Origin of the sequence: Pseudomonas guariconensis, from assembly GCF_024127895.1 — a bacterium.
GTDB lineage: Bacteria > Pseudomonadota > Gammaproteobacteria > Pseudomonadales > Pseudomonadaceae > Aquipseudomonas > Aquipseudomonas guariconensis_B.
The window spans coordinates 99,178-118,083 of record NZ_JAMYBK010000012.1; the positions used below are offsets into that span (position 1 = coordinate 99,178).

Here is an 18,906-nt window from a genome sequence, read left to right on the forward strand (position 1 = left end):
GTGTAGCCCGGTCCTAGGGCTTTTTACTATGGCGATAGCGGCCCCAGCATCTGCCAAACCCAGCGACAAGCCGCAAGACCTGCACAGCCCCCCGATTCAGGGGAATCCACTGGGGAATCCTCCCCAACTCGTTCCGGTTGTCACCGCAACCCACTGAAAAACCACACGAATATTTATGGCATGCCGCTTGCTCCGGCCCTTCGCAGAGTCCCTGTGTCCCCCGGAGGTGCAGCATGATGACCCCGCTCAAAGGCTCCGTCCTGACTTCACTCGTGCTGGCCCTGTTCGGCTGGCAGGCGACCAGCGAGGCGGCGGTGCAATGCCAGCGCACGCTGGTGGCCAACGTGGTGGCGCTGGACCAGCCGCTGATGTTCAACCGCCTTGGCGCGCAGAACGCCAACGGCATGATGTTCGCCCTGCGCCAGGATGTGGTGGACGAGCACCTGGTGCCGCTGTCCAAGGGCGGTGCCGCCGTTCCCGGCAAGGTCACCCTGCGCCCGGACAAGCGCCCGCGGCCGATCGTGCTGCGGGTCGCCGCCGGTGACTGCCTGACGGTCAACCTGACCAACCTGCTGGCCTACCAGGCCAACCCCAACAAGCACGGCCTCGATCACGACGAGCACGACGTCGAAGGCGAGGAAGAAGACGACGCCCAGGCCGGGCACCCGGGCGGAGAACACTTCATCGCCGACGAACAGGTGACCGACCGCCACGTGGGCTTCCAGGTCAACGGCATGCAGGCGGTCAACGGCATCAGCGACATCGCCGCCAACACCGGCCGCAACGGCAGCTTCCTGGTCGCCCCCGGCAATACCCGCAGCTACACCCTCTATGCCGAGCGCGAGGGCGCCTTCGCCGCCACCAGCCTGGGCGCCACCTTCGGTGGCCAGGGCGGGGCCGGGAACGTGGCCAACGGGCTGTTCGGCCAGGTGGTGGTGGTGCCCAAGGGCGGCCGCACCTACCGCAACACCCTCACCGAGGAGGAAATGCGCCTGGCCACCACGGGTCGCGCGCCCACTGGCCAGCCGGTGATCGACTACGAGGCTCGCTATCCGCAGGTCGAGCCGTGGATCGCCGAAGGCAAGGCCGGCAAGCCGATCATCGCCATGGTCGACGGCAACGAGATCCTCAGCAGCGAGACCGACGCCATCGTCATGGGCCCCAACCCCGACGGCAGCTTCCCACGCTCGACCTATCCGCTGGAAAGCGTCGGCAAGCGCAACCCGGCACTGCCCAACCGCCTGGAGGCGTTCCGCGACTTCGCCTCGCAGTTCGCTGACGAAGTGGCCGCCACCCAGGCCTTTCCCGGCTATTGGGCCGACCCTGTGATGGGCCACGTCCTGGAGCCGACCCGCGACTCCTTCATGATCAACTACGGCTCTGGCGGCATGGGCGCCGAGGTGGTGGCCAACCGCCTCGGCGTGGGGCCGATGCACGACTGCTTGTCGTGCGCCTACGAGGAGTTCTTCCTCAGCGCCCACACCGTGGGCGACATCGGCACCCTGGTGGACGTACCGGCCAACGTCGGCCTGGAGCAGATCCGCCCGGGCGAAACACCGCCGGCCAGCGCGACCGGGGTCAAGGCCAGCATGGCCCTGTACCCGTCGGAGCCGGCCAACGTGCACCACAGCTACATCGGTGACTTCACCAAGTTTCGCAATACCCACAATGGCCACGAGCAGCACATCTTCCACCTGCACGGCCACCAGTGGCTGTTCAACCCCAATGACGACAACTCCGACTACCTCGATGCCCAAGGCATCGGCCCGGGTGTCGGCTACACCTACGAGATCGCCAACGGCGGTTCGGGCAACCGCAACCGGGTGGCGGGCGATGCCATCTACCACTGCCACTTCTACCCGCACTTCGCCCAGGGCATGTGGGGCATGTGGCGGGTCCACGATGTGTTCGAGGAGGGCACCCGCCTGGCGGTCAGCGGCGAAAGCGAGAACGGCTTCCACAGCACCCCGTTCGCCCTGCGCAGCGGCAAGCCCGCTGCCGGTGCCCGGGCCCTGCCGGACGGCGAGATCATCGCCGGCACGCCGATCCCGGCGATCGTGCCGTTGCCCGGCAAGGCCATGGCGCCGATGCCGGGCAAGGTGACGGTGGTGCCGAAACTCGCCCAGACTCTGGTCGCCGGCCATGACGACGATGACGAAGACGACGACGAGGAAGGCGACGACCACTCAGGGCATGGCGCCTCAGGGCCCCGCGCAGTGGGCTCCCTGGCCCTGGTCGATCGCAGCGAGAGCAACCGCAACGCCGATGGCAGCCTGAAGAACCCCGGCTACCCATTCTGGATCGGTGGCATGGAAAGCAGCGTCGGCCAGCGCCCGCCGACCCCGCCGCTGGACATGCTCGACCCGGCCCTGGCCCGTCAGCTCAAGGACAGTGGCAATGCCCTGTGGGCCGACCTCGACCCGAACCAGGTCGACGGTTGGGATGGCGGCCTGAGCCGGCACACCCTGGACGGCCTCTCCTCCGGTGGCCAGGCCCTGACCACCACCACCCGGCTGGACTTCTCCAAGGTGGTGCACAAGGCCAAGCCGATCTACCTGCCGGAAGAGGGCACCGAGGTCGAGCAGGCGGCCATGCGGTTCCATGCCAAGGCCGAGCACGCCAGCTTCGCCCTGCTGCCAGGCGGCCAGTTGCAGCCTGGCAACTTCCGCACCAACGGTGCCTTGCCCAGCGCCGGCGCGCCCTTCTATGAACCGTGCATGGACGATCGCGGCAAGCGCCTGACCCAGGCCTCGGGGCTTGGCGAGTTCTTCAGCGGCGAGAGCCTGACCGGCCTCAACTTCCGTGGCGGCTCCAGCTTCACCGCCGACCGCCCGCGCATCTACAAGGGCGCCAACATCCAGTTCGACGCGGTGTACAACAAGGTCGGCTACCACTTTCCGCAGGCGCGCATCATCGCCCTCTGGGAAGACGCCTGGCCAGTCATCACCAAGCAGCGCCCACCGGAGCCGCTGGTGATGCGCATGAACACCTTCGACTGCACCCTGTACCAGCACACCAACCTGATCCCGGCGTTCTACGAGATGGACGACTATCAGGTGCGCACCCCGACCGACGTGATCGGCCAGCATATCCACCTGCCCAAGTGGGACCTGACCGCCTCCGACGGCTCGGCCAACGGCTGGAACTATGAAGACGGCGTTCTCTCGCCCGGCAGCTTGGTGGAGCGCGTGCAGGCCATCCGCAGCTTCAACGGCTGCACCGAGGGTGACGAACGCGAGGGCACCGCCGCCTGCCCGAAAGCCAAGCAGCACCCGTACTTCGGCCGCTTCGGCAGGGCCGACTGGCTGGGCGCACGCACGGCCATGCAGCGCTGGTTCGCCGACCCGCTGGTCAACGTGCACAACGTCGACCGTGGCCTGGGCACCATCTTCACCCACGACCACTTCGGCCCGTCGACCCACCAGCAACTGGGCCTGTACGCCACCGTGCTGGCCGAGCCGGCCGGCTCCACCTGGTACCACGCCGAGACCGGCGAGAAGCTGTACGACCCGGCCGTGCGCCAGGATGGCGGGCCGACCTCGTGGCAGGCGGTGATCCACACCGGCGACCATGATGGCGATGGCCGCAACGACAGCTACCGCGAGTTCTTCCTCGAATACAGCGACTTCCAGCATGCCTACGAGGCGGGTGTGTACGTGGGCGCGGGCCCGGACGGCATCCCCGACAGCCAGGCCTATCCGGCCACGGCTGACAGCTTCCGTTACGCCATCAACCCGCCCGTGCGGCAGAAGGCGTCCAACCTGCTGGAGGCGGTGGTCGAGTCGCGTGGCGGCCTGGCCCCGGGTTGCCCGACCCGGCCGTGCCCGCAGGCGATCTCGGTGGATGATCCGGGCATGTTCGTCGTCAACTACCGCAACGAGCCGCTGGCCCTGCGCGTGTTCGATCCCAACAAGGTCGGCCCGGACGGCAAGCGCGGCATGCAGGCCGATGGCCTCGGCGGCGACCTGGCCTACGCCATGCAGAGCCGTACCGACCGCGCCATCCCGGCAATGAACCTGGCGCCGTCGGCGATCACCGCGGCGGTCGGGCCTACCGGCGGCACCACGCTGTTCCCACCGCACATCAACCAGGGCAGCGAGCCGGGCGACCCATTCACCCCGATGCTGCGCACCTATTCCGGCGACAACGTGCGCCTGCGCATCCATGCCGGTGGTCACGAGGAGGAACACAACATCACCCTGCACGGCGTGAAGTGGCTGCAGAACGGCTCCGGCTATGGCAGCAGCTCCAACTCGGGGTGGAAATCCTCGCAGATGGTCGGCATCTCCGAGCAGATGGGCTTCATGGCACCGGTGTCGATGATCTCCAGCTCCGCGGCCACCAACGGTGACTACCTGTACTCCCTGGACGCGGCACTGGAGGGCTACTGGAACGGCATCTGGGGCGTCATGCGCAACTACACCGCCCATCGCCCGGACCTGATCGCGCTGCCGAACAACCCGCAGCCGGTGGCCATGCGCAACACCGTGGCGTTCGATGGCATCTGCCCGCGAACCACCGCCAACCCCAACGGCATCGGCAGCCGGCCGACGGTCAAGCGCAGCTACGAGATCGTCGCCGCCCTGGCCAACGACATCCTGCAGAACAACCACGGGGTCAGCATCGACGACCCGGCCGGCGTCGGCCAGCACGTCGGCGGCCCGCTGAAGGCCAACGGTGGCACCTTGGTGTTTAACAGCCGCAAGACCAGCATCCCGCAGGTGACGGTGACCGACGAGGAGGAGGGCACCACCTTCACCATCGGCGGCCACAGCGCCCCATTGCACGACCCGACCGCGGTGCTGTACGTGCGCAAGGCCGACCTGGACCCGGCCACCGGCAAGCTCAAGGCCGGGGTCCCGGTGGAGCCGCTGGTGCTGCGGGCCAACGCCGGCGACTGCCTGAGCATCACCCTGGAGAACCGCCTGCCGCTGGTCATGCCCGACCTGCCCAGCACGGCCGTGATGCAGCACGTGGTCAAGCGTGACCGCAACGGCAGCGAGGGCTCCACCGCCTTCAACAACAACCTGATGCGCCCGTCCAGCCACGTGGGCCTGCACGCCCAGTTGCTGGCCTACGACATCACCAAGTCCGACGGCGCCAACGTGGGCCTGAACCCGGTGCAGACCGTGCCACCGCGCGCAGGCAGCAGCGGCGCGTACCCGAGCAAGGTGTACCAGTACTACGCCGGGCATCTGGAGCGCGAAGGCAAGCCGGTGCTGCAACTGGGCCGCACGGTGGACAACATCAACACCACGGCCATCGAGTTCGGCGGCCTCAACCTGACCCCGGCGGACTTCATCAAGCAGCCGCAGAAAGGCCTGGTCGGCGCCATGAGCATCCTGGCGCAGGGCGCCACCTGGACCGAGGACGCAGCCAGCCGTGCCCAGGCCACGGTCAAGGTCGCCGGCCAGCCCGACTACCGCGACTTCGTCACGGTGTGGCAACGCGCGATGAACATGCGCTGGGCCGATGGCCGGCCGGTGGAGGGCATCAACACCGAGGGCAACGGTGTGCCGGGCGATCCGAAGGACAACGGCAACATGGCCATGAACTACAAGACCGAGCCCCTGTGGTTGCGCTTCGGCCTGGCGCCGGACGCACCCTTCGGCCACGCCGACGGCAATGGCTTCGCCGATGTGCCCAACGCCCACATGGCCTACAGCAACGACCTGGTCGGCGGCGACCCGCAGACCCCGGTGCTCTGGGCCAAGCCCGGGCAGCCACTGCGCAGCCACGTGCTGATGCCCAGTGGCGGCAGCCGTGGCATCACCTACCAACTGGACGGGCACCTGTGGCCGCTGCACGCCTACCAGGCCGAGAAGAACGACCTCGATGGCTACCCCATGGGCCTGCCGGGCATCGGCTCGGTGCGCTTTGGCTACAACCCGATGTCGGTCTACATCGGCGCCCAGGAAAGCGTGCTGCCGGCGGCGCACTTCAGCTTCATGCTGCCCAGCGCCGGGGGAGCCAACGCCGTGCCGGGGGACTACCTGTTCCGCGACTATGCCGCCTACGGCAACGTCTCGGGGCTGTGGGGCCTGCTGCGGGTCACCCACGAAGCGCCGCCGGCCACCGCACCGGCGCAATGACAGAAGAGGGGGAGCGTGAGCATGGACAAGAAGACCCGCCCCGCCTACCTGGGGGTATTGCTGGGAGTGGCGCTGATCGGCCTGGGGGTGGCCTACGACAAACTCTGGTGCGACCCCCGCGAGCTGCTGCAGGCACCTGCCGATCCGCAGGCCCTGCACCGGCTCAGCCGGGATGGCGTGACCGTGGAGTTCGAGGCCCGGCCACTGGATGGCGGCGAGCTGCGTGAAGGCAGTTTCGCCAACATCCGTTTCAAGGTCAGCGACCAGAGTAGCGGCCAGCCCTTGTCGGGCATGGCCCCGGGGGCCTGGCTGGACCCGGCGCAAGCGGCCCCCGCCGGGGACCGTGACAGCAGTTGCAAGGCCCGCGTGGCGCTGTTTCTCAAGAGCAGCATCGGCGCCCGGCCGTTGCTCGACCTCAACAGCTACTTCTTGCTGGTGCTGAACAGGGACGCCAGCCTGACGGTGATCGACCCCACGGTGTCGGTGGGGGGCGTCACCAGCACCCTGGCCCGCATCGACCTGCCGGGGCGGCCCATGGACTGGGTGGCCACCGGCGACGACAAGCAGGTGTTCGTGTCGATGCCCGAGCGTGGCCAGGTGGCGGTGATCGATACCGAGACCTTCCGCCACGTGACCAGCCTGGACGCCGGCGAACAACCGCTGCGCGTGGCCCTGCAGCCGGACCAGCGCCGGCTGTGGGTGGGCAACAACAGCAGCGACCCGGCCAAGGGCGGGGTGACGGTGATCGACGTGCCCAGCCGCGGCACCCTGAAGTTCTTCGCCACCGGCTCCGGGCATCACGAGATCGCCTTCAGCGCCGACTCGCGCTACGCCTTCGTCAGCAACCGCGATGCCGGTACCCTGAGCGTCATCGATGCCGCCGAGATGCGCTTGGTCAAGACCCTGGAGGTCGGCCCGCACCCGCTGTCGGTGGCCTACTCGGCGCTGTCCCAGGCGGTCTACGTGGTCGACGGCAAGGAAGGCACGGTGCAGGTGATCGACGCCCGCAGTCACCAACTGCGCCATACGGTCAAGGCCAGCCAGGGCCTGGGGCCAATGCGCTTCAGTGGCGACGGGCGCTACGGCGTGGTGCTCAATACCCTGGAGAACCAGGCCGTGGTGATCGATGCCAGCAACGACCGGTTGATCCACCGTATCCCGGTGGCGGCCGAGCCGTACCAACTGGTGTTCACCAAGGGCTATGCCTACGTGCGTGGCCTGGCCTCGCCGAAGGTCAGCATGATCAACCTGGGCAGCCTGGGCGAGGGGCGCGAGCCGATCGTCCAGGGTTTCGAGGCCGGCGCCGCCGCACCGCGCCAGGCCGGCGACCTGCCGTTGGCCCAGGGCCTGTCGGTGGCGCGCGATGACAACTCGGTGTTCGTGGTCAACCCGGTGGACAATACCACCTACTTCTATGCCGAGGGCATGAACGCGCCGATGTCCGGCTACAACAACCGTGGCCATCAGGCCCGCGCGGCGATCGTCATCGACCGCAGCCTGCGCGAGCTGGCCCCAGGCGTGTACGGCTCGACCGTGAAGATGCCGGCGGCCGGGACCTTCGACGTGGCTTTCCTGCTCAACCAGCCGCAGATCATCCATTGCTTCAGCACCGACGTGGCGGCGGTGCCTGGCGCGGCGGCCCGGCGCAAGGGTGTGCACGCCGAGTTCCTCGGCAGCGACCAGCCGGCGATACAGCACAGCCCCTTCGTCGCCCGGGTGCGCATCCTCGGCAGCGATGGCCAGCCGCGCCTGGGCCTGCGTGACCTGAGCCTGCGCTACTTCCTGGCGCCCTCGTCGATGCCGCGCAGCCTGCCGCTGGAAGAAATTGGCGACGGGGTCTACCAGGTGTCGCTGCAACTGGCCGAGGCGGGTGCCTGGTACCTGCACCTGCAGTCGCCTTCGCTCGGACGCAAATTCACCGAAGAAAACTACACCAGCCTGCGCGTCTTGCCCGCCGCAGCATCCACCGCTTCCCAAGGGGAACCCAGGAGTGTGCGATGAACGCCAATCGTCCCAAGCTGCTCGCCCTCGGCCTGCTGCTGGCCAGTAACCTGGCCCTGGCCCACGCCGGGCATGACCACAGTGCCCAGGAGCATGCCGGCCATGCCGCGCAGGTGCCGGCGGCTCACCAGGAAAAGGCCAGCGTGCGCTTCGCCGACGTTGCCTTGCTCGACCAGGACGGCCTGCCGGTACGCCTGGAAAAGGACCTGGTGGGCGACCGCCTGGTGGTCATGGGCTTCATCTACACCAGTTGCACCACGGTATGCCCGGTGGTCTCGTCGATCATGTCCAAGGTCCAGCAGCAACTGGGCGGGCGGGTTGGCGAGGAGGTCCAGCTGGTGTCGATCAGCGTCGATCCGCAGCGTGACGATCCCAAGCGCTTGCTGGGCTACGCCAAGGCTTTCCAGCATGGGCCGGGCTGGCGCTGGCTGACCGGCTCGCCCTATGCCATCAGCGAAACCCTCAAGGGCCTGGGCAGCTTCAGCGCCGACCTGGCTCAGCACCCGCCGCTGATCATGGTCGGCGACGGGCGCAGTGGCCAGTGGACACGCTACTACGGCTTCACCGACCCGCAGGTGCTGATCGAGGAGGTCAACCGCCTCAGCGCCCGACGGGTGCACGCCAAGAGCACCGCCATCGCCGCCACGCCTGACCACCAGGAGGTGCACCCATGAGCAACCCGGCCACCCGCCGCGCCAGCATGCGCGGCCTCGACTGGCTGGCCCTGGCCGGCTGCCTGTGGATCCTCGCCTCGGTGGCGCTCGCCCACGAGGGCCATGGCCCGACAACGCCGTCGCCGCAACCGGCGCTCCCGCCGATGGCCAGCGGCGGTGGCACCCATGATGCCCAGGCCTGGTTCACCGATACCCTGCTCAAGGACCAGAACGGACGCGAGCTGCGTTTCTACAGCGACGTGCTCAAGGACAAGGTGGTGATGCTCAATGTCATCTTCACCCACTGCACCGACGCCTGCCCGCTGATCACCCGCAAGTTGCGCGAGGTGCGCGAGGCCATGGGGCCGGAGTTGGCCAGCCAGGTCACCTTCGTCTCGATCAGCAGCGACCCGGCCAATGACACGCCGGCGGTGCTCAAGGCGTTCGCCGAGAAGCAGGGGGTGGACGGGCCGAACTGGCTGTTCCTGACCGGCGGGCAGGACGAGGTCGAACAGGTGTTGGGACGCCTCGGGCAGTTCCTGCCCAGCCCCGAGCAGCACTCGACGCAACTGATCGCTGGCGATGTGGCCGGCAAGCGCTGGAGCAGGATCCGCCCGGATGCGCCCGCCGTCGCGATCGCCCAGCGCATGCAGTTGCTGGCCCAGCCACTGGCAGGTCGGTGAACGCCATGGGCCGGCTGCTGGCACTGTGGCTGGGCCTGTCCCTGTGCGGGGCGGCCGTGGCCCTTGACCTGAACGAGCAGGAACAGGCCGGCAGGCGCCTGTACCGCGAGGGTGTGTCGAGCAGCGATGCCCAGGTGCTGGCACGGGTCGGCGCCAGCGACGTGCAGGTGCCTGCCAGCGTATTGCCCTGTGCCAGCTGCCATGGCAACGATGGCCGTGGCCGCGCCGAGGGCGGCGTGCGCCCGCCGAGCCTGGACTGGCAGCGCCTGGCCGTGGGTCAGGGGGCGCGCCAGGTCAACAACCGGCGCTACCCGGCCTACACCGAGGCTAGCCTGGCCCGGGCCATCCAGCATGGCCTGGACCCGGCCGGCAACCGCCTGGACCCGGCCATGCCGCGCTTCGACCTGAGCCTGGCCGACCAGCGCAACCTGACCGCCTACCTCAAGCGCCTGGCCGAAGAGCGCGACCCCGGCGTGGAGGAGGCCGTGCTGCGCCTGGGCACCCTGTTGCCCACGCACGGGCCATTGGCCGAGGCGGGCAGGGTGGTGCGCGCGGTCCTGGAGGATGGCCTGGCGCAGCTCAACCAGCAGGGCGGCATCCATGGCCGTCGCCTGCAACTGGTGGCGCTCGACCCGGGGCCGGACCGGGACAGCGCCCAGCAGGCCTTGGCGCGCTTGCTGGACGACGAGCAGGTGTTCGCCCTGGTCGCCCCGCTGGCCCCGATGCTCGACGCGCACCTGGCCGGCGAACTCGAACGGCGTGGCGTGCCGCTGGTCGGCAGCACCCCGCGCAGCGGCGCCAGCCCGCAGATCTTCGACCCGTTGCCTGGCCTGCCCGAGCAACTGCTGAGCCTGGCCAGACATGCCCGCGACAGCCTGGGCCTGGCTTCCGACGGGCTGCAGGTGGTGTATGCCGGGGCAGAGCAGGCGGCGCTCGCCGAGACCGTGCGCCAGCGCCTGCAAGGCGCCGGCTGGGCCCCACCGCCGGCGCAGGCGTTCGAGGGCCAGGCGCCGGACGGCCAGGGCATCGTCTTTCTCGGCCGTGCCCAGGCTTTCGCCGAACTTGCCGGAGCGCTGCACGTCGCCGGGCGCCAGCCGTACCTGTTCGCCGCCTCCAGCCAGGTGGCTGGCGCCGTGCCTGGCCTTGCGCAGCCCTGGTCGCAGCGGCTGTTCCTGGCCTACCCGTTCCTCCCCGGCGACTGGACCGAGCAGGGGCGTGCCACCCTGGCCGGCCTGCAACGCCGCCAGGGCCTGGACAGCCGCCAGGCGTCGCTGCAGGTGGGCACCTGGTGCGCCCTGCGCCTGCTGGCCGAGGCCCTGAAGCAGGTGGGCCGCGACGCCAGCCGCGAGCAACTGGTGCGTACCCTGGAAGGCCTGCACGACGTGGACACCGGCCTGACCCCGGCCCTGGGCTTCGGCCCGGGGCGGCGCCAGGGGCTGGCCGGCGCCCATGTGGTCCAGGTGGCTCTGCCTGGGCCACGCTTTCACGCCGTCGCCCCGTACCGGGCCATTCCTGATACCCCTTGAATGGAGGTCGCCATGCGAATCCTGTTGCTGTGCCTGTTGCTCGGTAGCCTGCCGAATGCCTGGGCCGACTTGGTGGCGGCGCGGGTCAATGGCGTGGAGATCAGCGTCATGCGCCTGGAGCGCTACTTCAGCGAATACCTCCAGGAACAGGGGCGGGCGCTCGCCAGCATTCGCAGCCCGAGCCTGTACAAGCGCCTGCGCGACCAGGCCCTGGACCAGCTGATCGACAAGGAGCTGCTATGGCAGGAGGCCGGTCGGCGGGGTATCGTCGTCGATGAGGCACAGGTGGCCGCGCGGCTCGACCAGCTGGAACGGGCCTTCGGCAGCGCCGCGGCGTTCGAGCGCCGCCTGGCCGAGGCCGGCTTCGATAGGGCAGGGTTCGCCGACTACACTCGTCACGAGATGGCCGCCCAGCAGGTGTTCGCCCAGCTGACCGCCATCGATGCGCCCAGCGAGGCCGAGGTCGAGGCCTTCTATCAGGCGAATCGGCAAAGACTGCAGGGGACGCAGAACCAAAGTGATAACGCTTCGGTCGAAGGGGAACAGGGCCTGGCCATGGCCAGGGCCGCGCTGGTCGGGCAGTTGCAGGCCCAGGCGTGGCAGTCGGTGCGCCAACGCCTGCGTGAAGGGGCGCAGGTGGAGCGGGCGCGCTGACCCACCGCCGAGCTGGCTTTCCCCACTTCTGGGGAATAACGCAGGGCAAAAGGCCATCAGGTTTCCCCGCATCTGGGGGGAGCCTGCCTGGCATGCGCCGGACAGTGTGGAGGCAACCCAGCAGATCAATGACTTACAACGGTGCGACATGACTATTCACGCCTGGCACGAAGCCTGCTCAAGCCTGTATGAGGCCGCACTTCGCAGACCGGGAAACCGGGCAGTTCTTGGGAGTCGACCTTGGTGAACAGAGTATTGGTAGTCGATGACGAGCAGACCCTTGCACAGAACCTGCAGGCCTACCTGCAGGCGCAAGGCCTGGAAGTCCATGTCGCCCATGACGGTGCCACGGGTATCGGCCAGGCCACAGCCCTGGCGCCGGATGTGATCGTGCTGGATTACCGCTTGCCCGATATGGAGGGGTTCGAGGTCCTGGAGACCGTGCGCAGGAACAGGCAGTGCCATTTCGTGCTGATCACCGCCCACCCGACCGCCGAGGTCCGTGAGCGGGCCGCCGAGCTTGGCGTCACCCATGTCCTGTTCAAGCCGTTCCCGTTGGCGGAACTGGCCCGCGCGGTGTTCGACCTGATGGGCATGGAGCGCCAGCGCGCGGCAGCGGACACACAGGCCGAGGGTTTCGTCGAACGACGCCAGAACAGGAACGAGACGTTCCCCCTGCAGTTGTACGATGGCAGCTGGGTCCTGGCCGATCGCCGCCGCAACGGCGCCAAGCCCCCCGAACCTGACGACGACCAACTGCTCACCGGGGAATAGCGGCGCCCGCGGCCACTTTGGAACTCCCGAACCAGCCTGCGACGCGCCCCCTGAGCGGAGTCGCAGGTCATGCCCGAAGCCACCGATCCAGCCGTCGACGCATACCCTGTAGAAGCAGGCTCGCCCGTGCAAGGGCCGCTGCCGACGTCTCAACCTTGCGCCTACCCCCGCGAACTGCTCGCCCAGGCCCGTCTCGAGGCCGGTGACGAGCGCCTGCTGAGTTGCCTCGAACGCCTTGCCGGCGACACCCCTGCCACCTTCACCCAGCGCCTGGGCGCCACCTTGCATTTCCCGGTGCTCGACAGCCAGGGGCTGCTGGCCAGCACGCCGGTCTTCGAACAGGTCAGCCTGGCCCAGTGCCTGAAACGTGAGTTCGCCCAGGTGCTGCGTGGCGGCGAGGTCATCGGCGTATTCGCCGACCCGTTCGACAACGCCCGCCTGGCCTGGATCGACGATTGCCTGCAGGGCGCGCCGCTGTACCTGGCCCATGCCGCGGACCTGGCCGCCTTCCTGGCGCGCCAGGAAGAGAGCTTCCACGCCATCGACGCCCTCGGCCAGGACGCCGAGCCCGGCGCCGAGGCCGACCCGCTGCAGCGCCTGTCCCTGGCCAGCATCAGCGAAGACCAGAGCCGGGTGGTCAAGCTGGTCAACTCGACCCTCTACGATGCCCTCAAGCAGCACGCCAGCGATATCCACCTGGGCATGACTGGCCAGGGCCTGACCATCAAGTACCGCATCGACGGCGTGCTCAATGGGGCTGGCAAGGCCAGCGGCAGCGCCTTCGCCGAACAGGTCATCTCGCGCATCAAAGTCATGGCTGAGCTGGACATCGGCGAGAAGCGCGTGCCCCAGGACGGCCGCTTCAAGGTCGCCGTGGGCGAGCGGCAGATCGACTTTCGCGTGTCGATCATGCCGAGCATCTTCGGCGAAGACGCGGTGCTGCGGGTGCTCGACAAGCAGGACCTGTCCGATCAGGTCAGCGGCGTACAGCTGCAGGCCCTGGGGTTCGCCGACGAGACCCTGTGCGCCTTGCGCCGCCTGGCCGCCGAACCCTACGGCATGATCCTGGTCACCGGCCCCACCGGCAGCGGCAAGACCACCACCCTCTACGCCATGATCAGCGAGATCAACCACGGCGTGGACAAGATCATCACCATCGAGGACCCGGTCGAATACCAACTGCCGGGGGTGCTGCAGATCCCGGTCAACGAGAAGAAGGGCCTGACCTTCGCCCGTGGCCTGCGCTCGATCCTGCGCCACGACCCGGACAAGATCCTGGTCGGCGAGATCCGCGACCCCGACACCGCGCAGATCGCCGTGCAGTCGGCGCTCACCGGGCACCTGGTGTTCACCACCATCCATGCCAACAACGTCTTCGACGTGATCGGCCGCTTCAGCCAGATGCAGGTCGACCCCTACAGCTTCGTTTCCGCGCTCAACGCCGTGCTGGCCCAGCGCCTGATCCGGCTGGCCTGCCCGCACTGTGCGCAGGCCTGTGCGCCGAGCGACGAAACCCTGGCCGCCTCGGGCCTCACCCGGGCGGCCGTCGGCGGCTGGATCTTCGTCCGTGCCCAGGGCTGCGGCCAGTGCCGTGGCAGTGGTTATCGCGGACGCAGCGCCATCGCCGAGCTGCTGCACCTGGACGACGACCTGCGGCAGATGATCGTCGAACGTCGCCCCCTGTCGCAGATCAAGGCGCTGGCCTGCCAGCGCGGCCTGCGCCTGCTGCGCGCCTCGGCCCTGGACCTGGTCCGCGAAGGCCGCACCACACTCGAGGAGATCAACCGTGTCACCTTTATCGCCTGATCGCTATTGCGCCGTGCTCGGCGCCGAGGGTGTCGGCCTGGGTCGCTGGCACGCACGTCAACACCAGTGGCTGGGCAGCCGCAGCTTCGCCTGCGCAGCCGGCCAGCCGGCTTGGGTCGCGCCCTTGGAGGCGCTGGCCGCGCTGCTGGCCGAGCAGGGCGTACGCGGTGCCCAGTTGCGGGTCTTGCTGTCGGCCCGCTACAGCCGTTTTTGCCTGGTCCCCTGGAGCGACGCCATTGGCCATCCACGGGAGCGGGATGCCTATGCCCGGGCCTGCTTCGAGCACCTCTACGGCCAGCCCCTGGACGACTGGCGCATCGTGTTGTCGGCGGAGCCGGCGGGGGTTGCGCGCATCGCCACGGCGTTGCCCGAGGGCCTGCTGCAGGGGCTGCAGGCGCTAGGCCAGGAGAGCCGGCTGCGCCTGCGTTCGGTGCAGCCGTACCTGATGGCCGCCTACAACCGCAGCCTGGCCCAGCTGGAGCAGGGCGACTTCCTGTTCGTCCTCGCCGAGCCGCGCCGCAGCGTGCTGTTGCTGGCGGCCGGGGGCGCCTGGCAGCAAGTGTTGGCCCAGGGCTGCGCCGACAACGACCAGGCCTTGCAGGCCTTGATCGAGCGCACCTGCGAGCTGTATGGCGAGCGCCTGCCGCGCATCTACCTGCACGCCCCGGGGCGTGAGCAGGTGCCACAACTGGCGGCGGTGCAGCTGTGCCCGCCGGCGGGTGACAGCGACCCGCTGTGCGCCATGTGGCGGGCGGTGGCCTGACATGCGCCGCCTGGACCTGGAATTCCAGCCCCGGCGCAGCAGCCCGCTGGCCTGGGCGTTGCTGGCCCTGGGCTGCTGCGCCCTGGCACTGCTGGTGCTGGTGCAGCAACGGCTGCAAGGCGAGCAACTGGACCTGGAGGCCCGGGTGCACCAGCTTGAGCAGCAGCTCGGCCGCCGCCCGGCCACCGCCGCGTCGCAGAGCAGCGCCGCCAGCCGCGAGCAGGCCGAGCAACTGGCGCAGATGCGCCACGTCTCGCAGCAGTTGCAACGGCCCTGGGAGCAACTGTTCGCCATGCTCGAAGCCCAGCCCCAGGAAGACGTCGCCTTGCTCAGCCTCACCCCCGATGCACGCAAGGGCCAGGTCCGCATCGCCGCCGAGGCGCGCAACCTGGAGGCCATGCTGCAGTACCACCAGCGCCTGGAGCGCAGCGCCGAGTTGCACGATGTCTCGCTGCTCAACCACGAGGTGGTGTCTGGCCAGCCCGAGCGTCCGGTGCGCTTCAACCTCACCGCCACCTGGGAGACCGGCCATGCACGTCCCTAGCCTGATCGTCCATGAACACCTGGCTCGCCTGGGCCGGGCCGGCCTCGGCGCGGTGCTGGTGGCGCTGCTGGCGCTGTTCGTCGCCTGTGCCTGGGTACTGCCCCAGTGGCAGGCCGTGCGCGAGCTGCGCGCCAGCGAGGCGGATGCCCGTGTGCAGGTCCAGCGCCTGCAGCGTGGCGAACTGAAGGTGGCGGCCAAGCCCGAGCAACAGGTGCTGGATGGCTTGCGCCGGCAACTGCCCGGCCAGCCCCAGGCCAGCGAACTGATCGAGCGCTTGTACCGCCTGGCCAGTGCCGAGCGCATCAGCCTGGCCCGTGGTGAATACGCCCTGGGCATCGATCCCAAGACCCGGCTGGCGCGCTACCAGATCGTCCTGCCGGTGCGCGGCAGCTACCCACAGATCCGTGGCTTTCTCCAGGCATTGCCCGGCGCGCTGCCGACCCTGGTGCTGGAGGACCTGGAGCTGCAACGCAAGCGCATCGGCGACGGCGAGCTCAATGGCCGCCTGCGCATGACCCTCTACCTGTCGAGGTCGTGATGAACACTCAGCGCGTGACGATGTGGGTGGGCTTTCTGGGCCTGAGCGCCGCCTTGGCCTGGGCGCCGGGGCACTGGTTCGGCCAGGCGGACAGCGTCGTTCCCTTCGCGGGCAAGCCCGCTCCCACAGGCGCCGTGGGCACCGCCGAACCCGTGGGCGAGCGCTCGTCGGGGCGTCGAGGCGCCGTGACAGGGCCGGCCCAGGCCCCACGAAACCTGTTCCCGGTGCAGCAATGGAGCCAGCCCAAGGTCCTGGCCAGCGTGACCGAACGCCCTGTGATCGCCGCCCCGGTGGCCGCCGTCGCGCCCACCGCGCCGACGCTGCCGTTCCAGTTCGTCGGCCGCCTGGGCGATCGCGATGACCTGCAGGTGTTCCTGCAGAACGGCGAGAAGCTCTACGTCGTGCGCCAGGGCGACGTCATCGACGACACCTACCGCCTCGACCACGTCTCGGCCACCGAGCTGAGCCTGGTCTACCTGCCACTGCACCAGCCACAGACGCTGTCTGTCGGGAGCGCACCATGAAGCCATCGAAGTCGTGCAAGCCTGCTCCGTTCATGCTCCTGGCCCTGTGCGTGGCCCTGGCCGGTTGTGGCTCGAGCGCCGTGCGCAAGGACAGCGACGCGCTGTTCAAGGAAGGCCAGTACGAGGCCGGCATCGCCCGCCTGGAAGAGGCACTGCGCGACAAGCCGCGCGACACCGAGCTGAACATCGCCCTGGCCCATGGCCGCCAGCGCGCGGTCGAGGCCCTGCTGGCGCAGGCCGACAGCGACCGTAGCCGCCATGACTTCAGCGGTGCGCGCATGGGCTATGGCCGAGTGCTGACCATCGAGCCGAACAACCGCCGCGCCCAGGAAGGTATCCGCCAGCTGGAGTTGATGCGTACCCTCGATGAGCGCGTCGCCCTGGGCCAGGCGGCGCTGCGTCAGGGCGACCTGTTCGGTGCCGAGCGCCACATGCGCGAAGTGCTGCGCCTGGACCCGCAGAACCAGAAGGGCATCATCCTGCGCAGCGACATCGAGAACGTCCAGGCGCGTACCGCCCAGCCGTTCCCGCAACTGCGCAGCAAGCTGGAGCGGCCGGTGACCCTGGAGTTCCGCGACGCCAACCTCAAGACCATCTTCGAGGTGCTGGCCCAGGTGGCCGGCATCAACTTCATCTTCGACAAGGACCTGCGCCCCGACATGAAGGCCACCATTTTCGTGCGCGAGGTGCGCATCGAGGACGCCGTGGCCCTGCTGCTGGAGCAGAACCAGTTGCACCAGAAGATCGTCAACGACAACACCCTGCTGATCTACCCCGCGTCGCCGCAGAAGACCAAGGACTACCAGGAACTGGTCATGCGCACCTTCTACCTGACCAGCATCGACGCCAACACCGCGCTGAACATGCTCAAGACCATGCTCAAGACCCGCGACGTGTTCGTCGACGAGCGCCTCAACACCCTGACCATGCGCGACACCCCCGACGCCGTGCGCATGGCCGAGAAGCTGCTGCAGTCGCAGGACCAGTCCAACCCCGAGGTGGTACTGGAAGTCGAGGTGATGGAGGTGGCCCGCTCGCGCATCCTCGACCTCGGCCTGCAATGGCCCAACACCTTCGGCGTGCTCAACGACCAGGGCAACCCGGTCAGCGTGCTCGACCAGTTGCGCGGCATCAACTCCAGCCGCATCAGCATCGGCCCGGCACCCCAGGCCAAGATCAATGCCGCGGACAAGGGCATCAACACCCTGGCCAGCCCCGTGATCCGTGTCAGCAACCGCGAGCAGGCGCGCATCCACATCGGCCAGCGGGTGCCGATCGTCAGCGCCACCTCGGTGCCTTCGACCCAGGGCCCGGTGATCACCGAGAGCATCACCTACCTGGATGTGGGCCTCAAGCTCGAAGTGCAGCCCACCGTGCACCTGAACAACGAGGTGGCGATCAAGGTGGCCCTGGAGGTGAGCAATGCCACGCCCCTGGAGCCGACCCGCCAGGGCACCATCCCGGTCCAGGTCGACACCCGCAATGCCCAGACCAGCCTGCGCCTGCACGATGGCGAGACTCAGGTGCTGGCCGGCCTGGTACGCAACGATCACAGCTCCAACGGCAACAAGATCCCAGGCCTGGGCGACATCCCTGGGTTGGGCCGGCTGTTCGGTAGTCATCGCGACGACATGAGCAAGTCCGAACTGGTGCTGGCGATCACCCCGCGCATCGTGCGCAACCTGCCGTACCAGAGCCCGTCGGACATGGAGTTCGCCACCGGTACCGAGTCCAGCCTGCAGGTACGCCAGTTGGCCCAGCCGCTGCCCTCGGGCGGGCTGCCGGCCGAGGCTCCGCTCGATGCGCCCGCCGACGCGCCGTTGGCCGAAGGCCAGATGGCCGTCGTGCCGCCCACCCGGAGCCCACGGCCATGAAACGCCCGCAGCGTGGTTTCAGCCTGATCGAGGTGGTGCTGACCCTGGCGCTGCTCGGGCTGCTCGCCAGCATGGCCGCGCCCTTGACCGAGACCGTGGTGCGCCGCAACAAGGAACAGCAACTGCGCGAGGCGCTGTACCAGATCCGCGACGCCATCGATGCCTACAAGCGCGCCTTCGACGCCGGCTACATCGAGAAGCGCCTCAATGCCAGCGGCTACCCCCCGAACCTGCAGGTGCTGGTGGACGGCGTGCGTGACGTGCGCAGCGCCAAGGGTGCCAAGTTCTACTTCCTGCGCCGTATCCCCCGCGACCCATTGCTCGCGGCCAAGGACGACGACCAGGGCGGCTGGGGCCTGCGCGCCTACGACAGCAGCGCCGACGACCCGCGCCAGGGCGAGGACGTGTTCGACGTGTATTCCCGGGCCCGCGGCAAGGGCCTCAACGGCATCCCCTACGGGCAATGGTGACGGC

14 protein-coding genes are annotated in these 18,906 nt (G+C 68.7%); all 14 read left to right on the forward strand.

Going from position 1 to position 18,906, the window contains the following annotated elements:
• Positions 1-233 precede the first annotated feature (233 nt).
• The 14 genes from mnxG (at position 234) to NJF35_RS14610 (ending at position 18,902) form a co-directional block, all read left to right on the forward strand.
• Positions 234-6,092 (forward strand): manganese-oxidizing multicopper oxidase MnxG, encoded by a 5,859-nt coding sequence (gene mnxG / locus NJF35_RS14545; protein ID WP_225790102.1) that lies wholly within the window; start codon positions 234-236, stop codon positions 6,090-6,092.
• 21 nt (positions 6,093-6,113) lie between these two features.
• Positions 6,114-8,093, forward strand: a complete 1,980-nt coding sequence (locus tag NJF35_RS14550) for a cytochrome D1 (protein ID WP_225790103.1) — start codon at positions 6,114-6,116, stop codon at positions 8,091-8,093.
• Complete coding sequence (locus NJF35_RS14555) at positions 8,090-8,767, forward strand: SCO family protein (protein ID WP_225790104.1); 678 nt, start codon at positions 8,090-8,092, stop codon at positions 8,765-8,767. The genes NJF35_RS14550 and NJF35_RS14555 overlap by 4 nt, the downstream gene beginning before the upstream one ends.
• Positions 8,764-9,429 (forward strand): SCO family protein, encoded by a 666-nt coding sequence (locus NJF35_RS14560; protein ID WP_225790105.1) that lies wholly within the window; start codon positions 8,764-8,766, stop codon positions 9,427-9,429. The genes NJF35_RS14555 and NJF35_RS14560 overlap by 4 nt, the downstream gene beginning before the upstream one ends.
• Before the next feature lie 5 nt (positions 9,430-9,434).
• Positions 9,435-10,955, forward strand: a complete 1,521-nt coding sequence (locus NJF35_RS14565) for an ABC transporter substrate-binding protein (protein WP_253091198.1) — start codon at positions 9,435-9,437, stop codon at positions 10,953-10,955.
• Positions 10,956-10,967: 12 nt separating this feature from the next.
• Positions 10,968-11,609, forward strand: a complete 642-nt coding sequence (locus NJF35_RS14570; RefSeq protein WP_225790107.1) for a SurA N-terminal domain-containing protein — start codon at positions 10,968-10,970, stop codon at positions 11,607-11,609.
• A 240-nt stretch (positions 11,610-11,849) separates the two neighbouring features.
• Positions 11,850-12,383 (forward strand): response regulator, encoded by a 534-nt coding sequence (locus NJF35_RS14575; protein ID WP_225790108.1) that lies wholly within the window; start codon positions 11,850-11,852, stop codon positions 12,381-12,383.
• 69 nt (positions 12,384-12,452) lie between these two features.
• Entirely contained in the window at positions 12,453-14,189 is a 1,737-nt protein-coding gene (locus tag NJF35_RS14580) for a GspE/PulE family protein (RefSeq protein WP_253091199.1), read from the forward strand.
• Entirely contained in the window at positions 14,170-14,952 is a 783-nt protein-coding gene (locus tag NJF35_RS14585) for a hypothetical protein (protein WP_225790110.1), read from the forward strand. Before NJF35_RS14580 ends, NJF35_RS14585 begins: the two co-directional genes overlap by 20 nt.
• Position 14,953: 1 nt before the next feature.
• Positions 14,954-15,496, forward strand: coding sequence for a PilN domain-containing protein (locus tag NJF35_RS14590; RefSeq protein ID WP_225790111.1), 543 nt, complete (start codon positions 14,954-14,956; stop codon positions 15,494-15,496).
• Positions 15,483-16,034 carry a type 4a pilus biogenesis protein PilO gene (gene pilO / locus NJF35_RS14595; RefSeq protein WP_225790112.1) on the forward strand — a complete coding sequence of 184 codons (552 nt, stop codon included), beginning with the start codon at positions 15,483-15,485 and terminating at the stop codon, positions 16,032-16,034. The genes NJF35_RS14590 and pilO overlap by 14 nt, the downstream gene beginning before the upstream one ends.
• Positions 16,034-16,558, forward strand: coding sequence for a hypothetical protein (locus NJF35_RS14600; RefSeq protein ID WP_225790113.1), 525 nt, complete (start codon positions 16,034-16,036; stop codon positions 16,556-16,558). Before pilO ends, NJF35_RS14600 begins: the two co-directional genes overlap by 1 nt.
• Complete coding sequence (locus NJF35_RS14605; protein WP_225790114.1) at positions 16,555-18,432, forward strand: secretin N-terminal domain-containing protein; 1,878 nt, start codon at positions 16,555-16,557, stop codon at positions 18,430-18,432. The genes NJF35_RS14600 and NJF35_RS14605 overlap by 4 nt, the downstream gene beginning before the upstream one ends.
• Complete coding sequence (locus NJF35_RS14610; RefSeq protein ID WP_225790115.1) at positions 18,429-18,902, forward strand: type II secretion system protein; 474 nt, start codon at positions 18,429-18,431, stop codon at positions 18,900-18,902. Before NJF35_RS14605 ends, NJF35_RS14610 begins: the two co-directional genes overlap by 4 nt.
• Positions 18,903-18,906 lie beyond the last annotated feature (4 nt).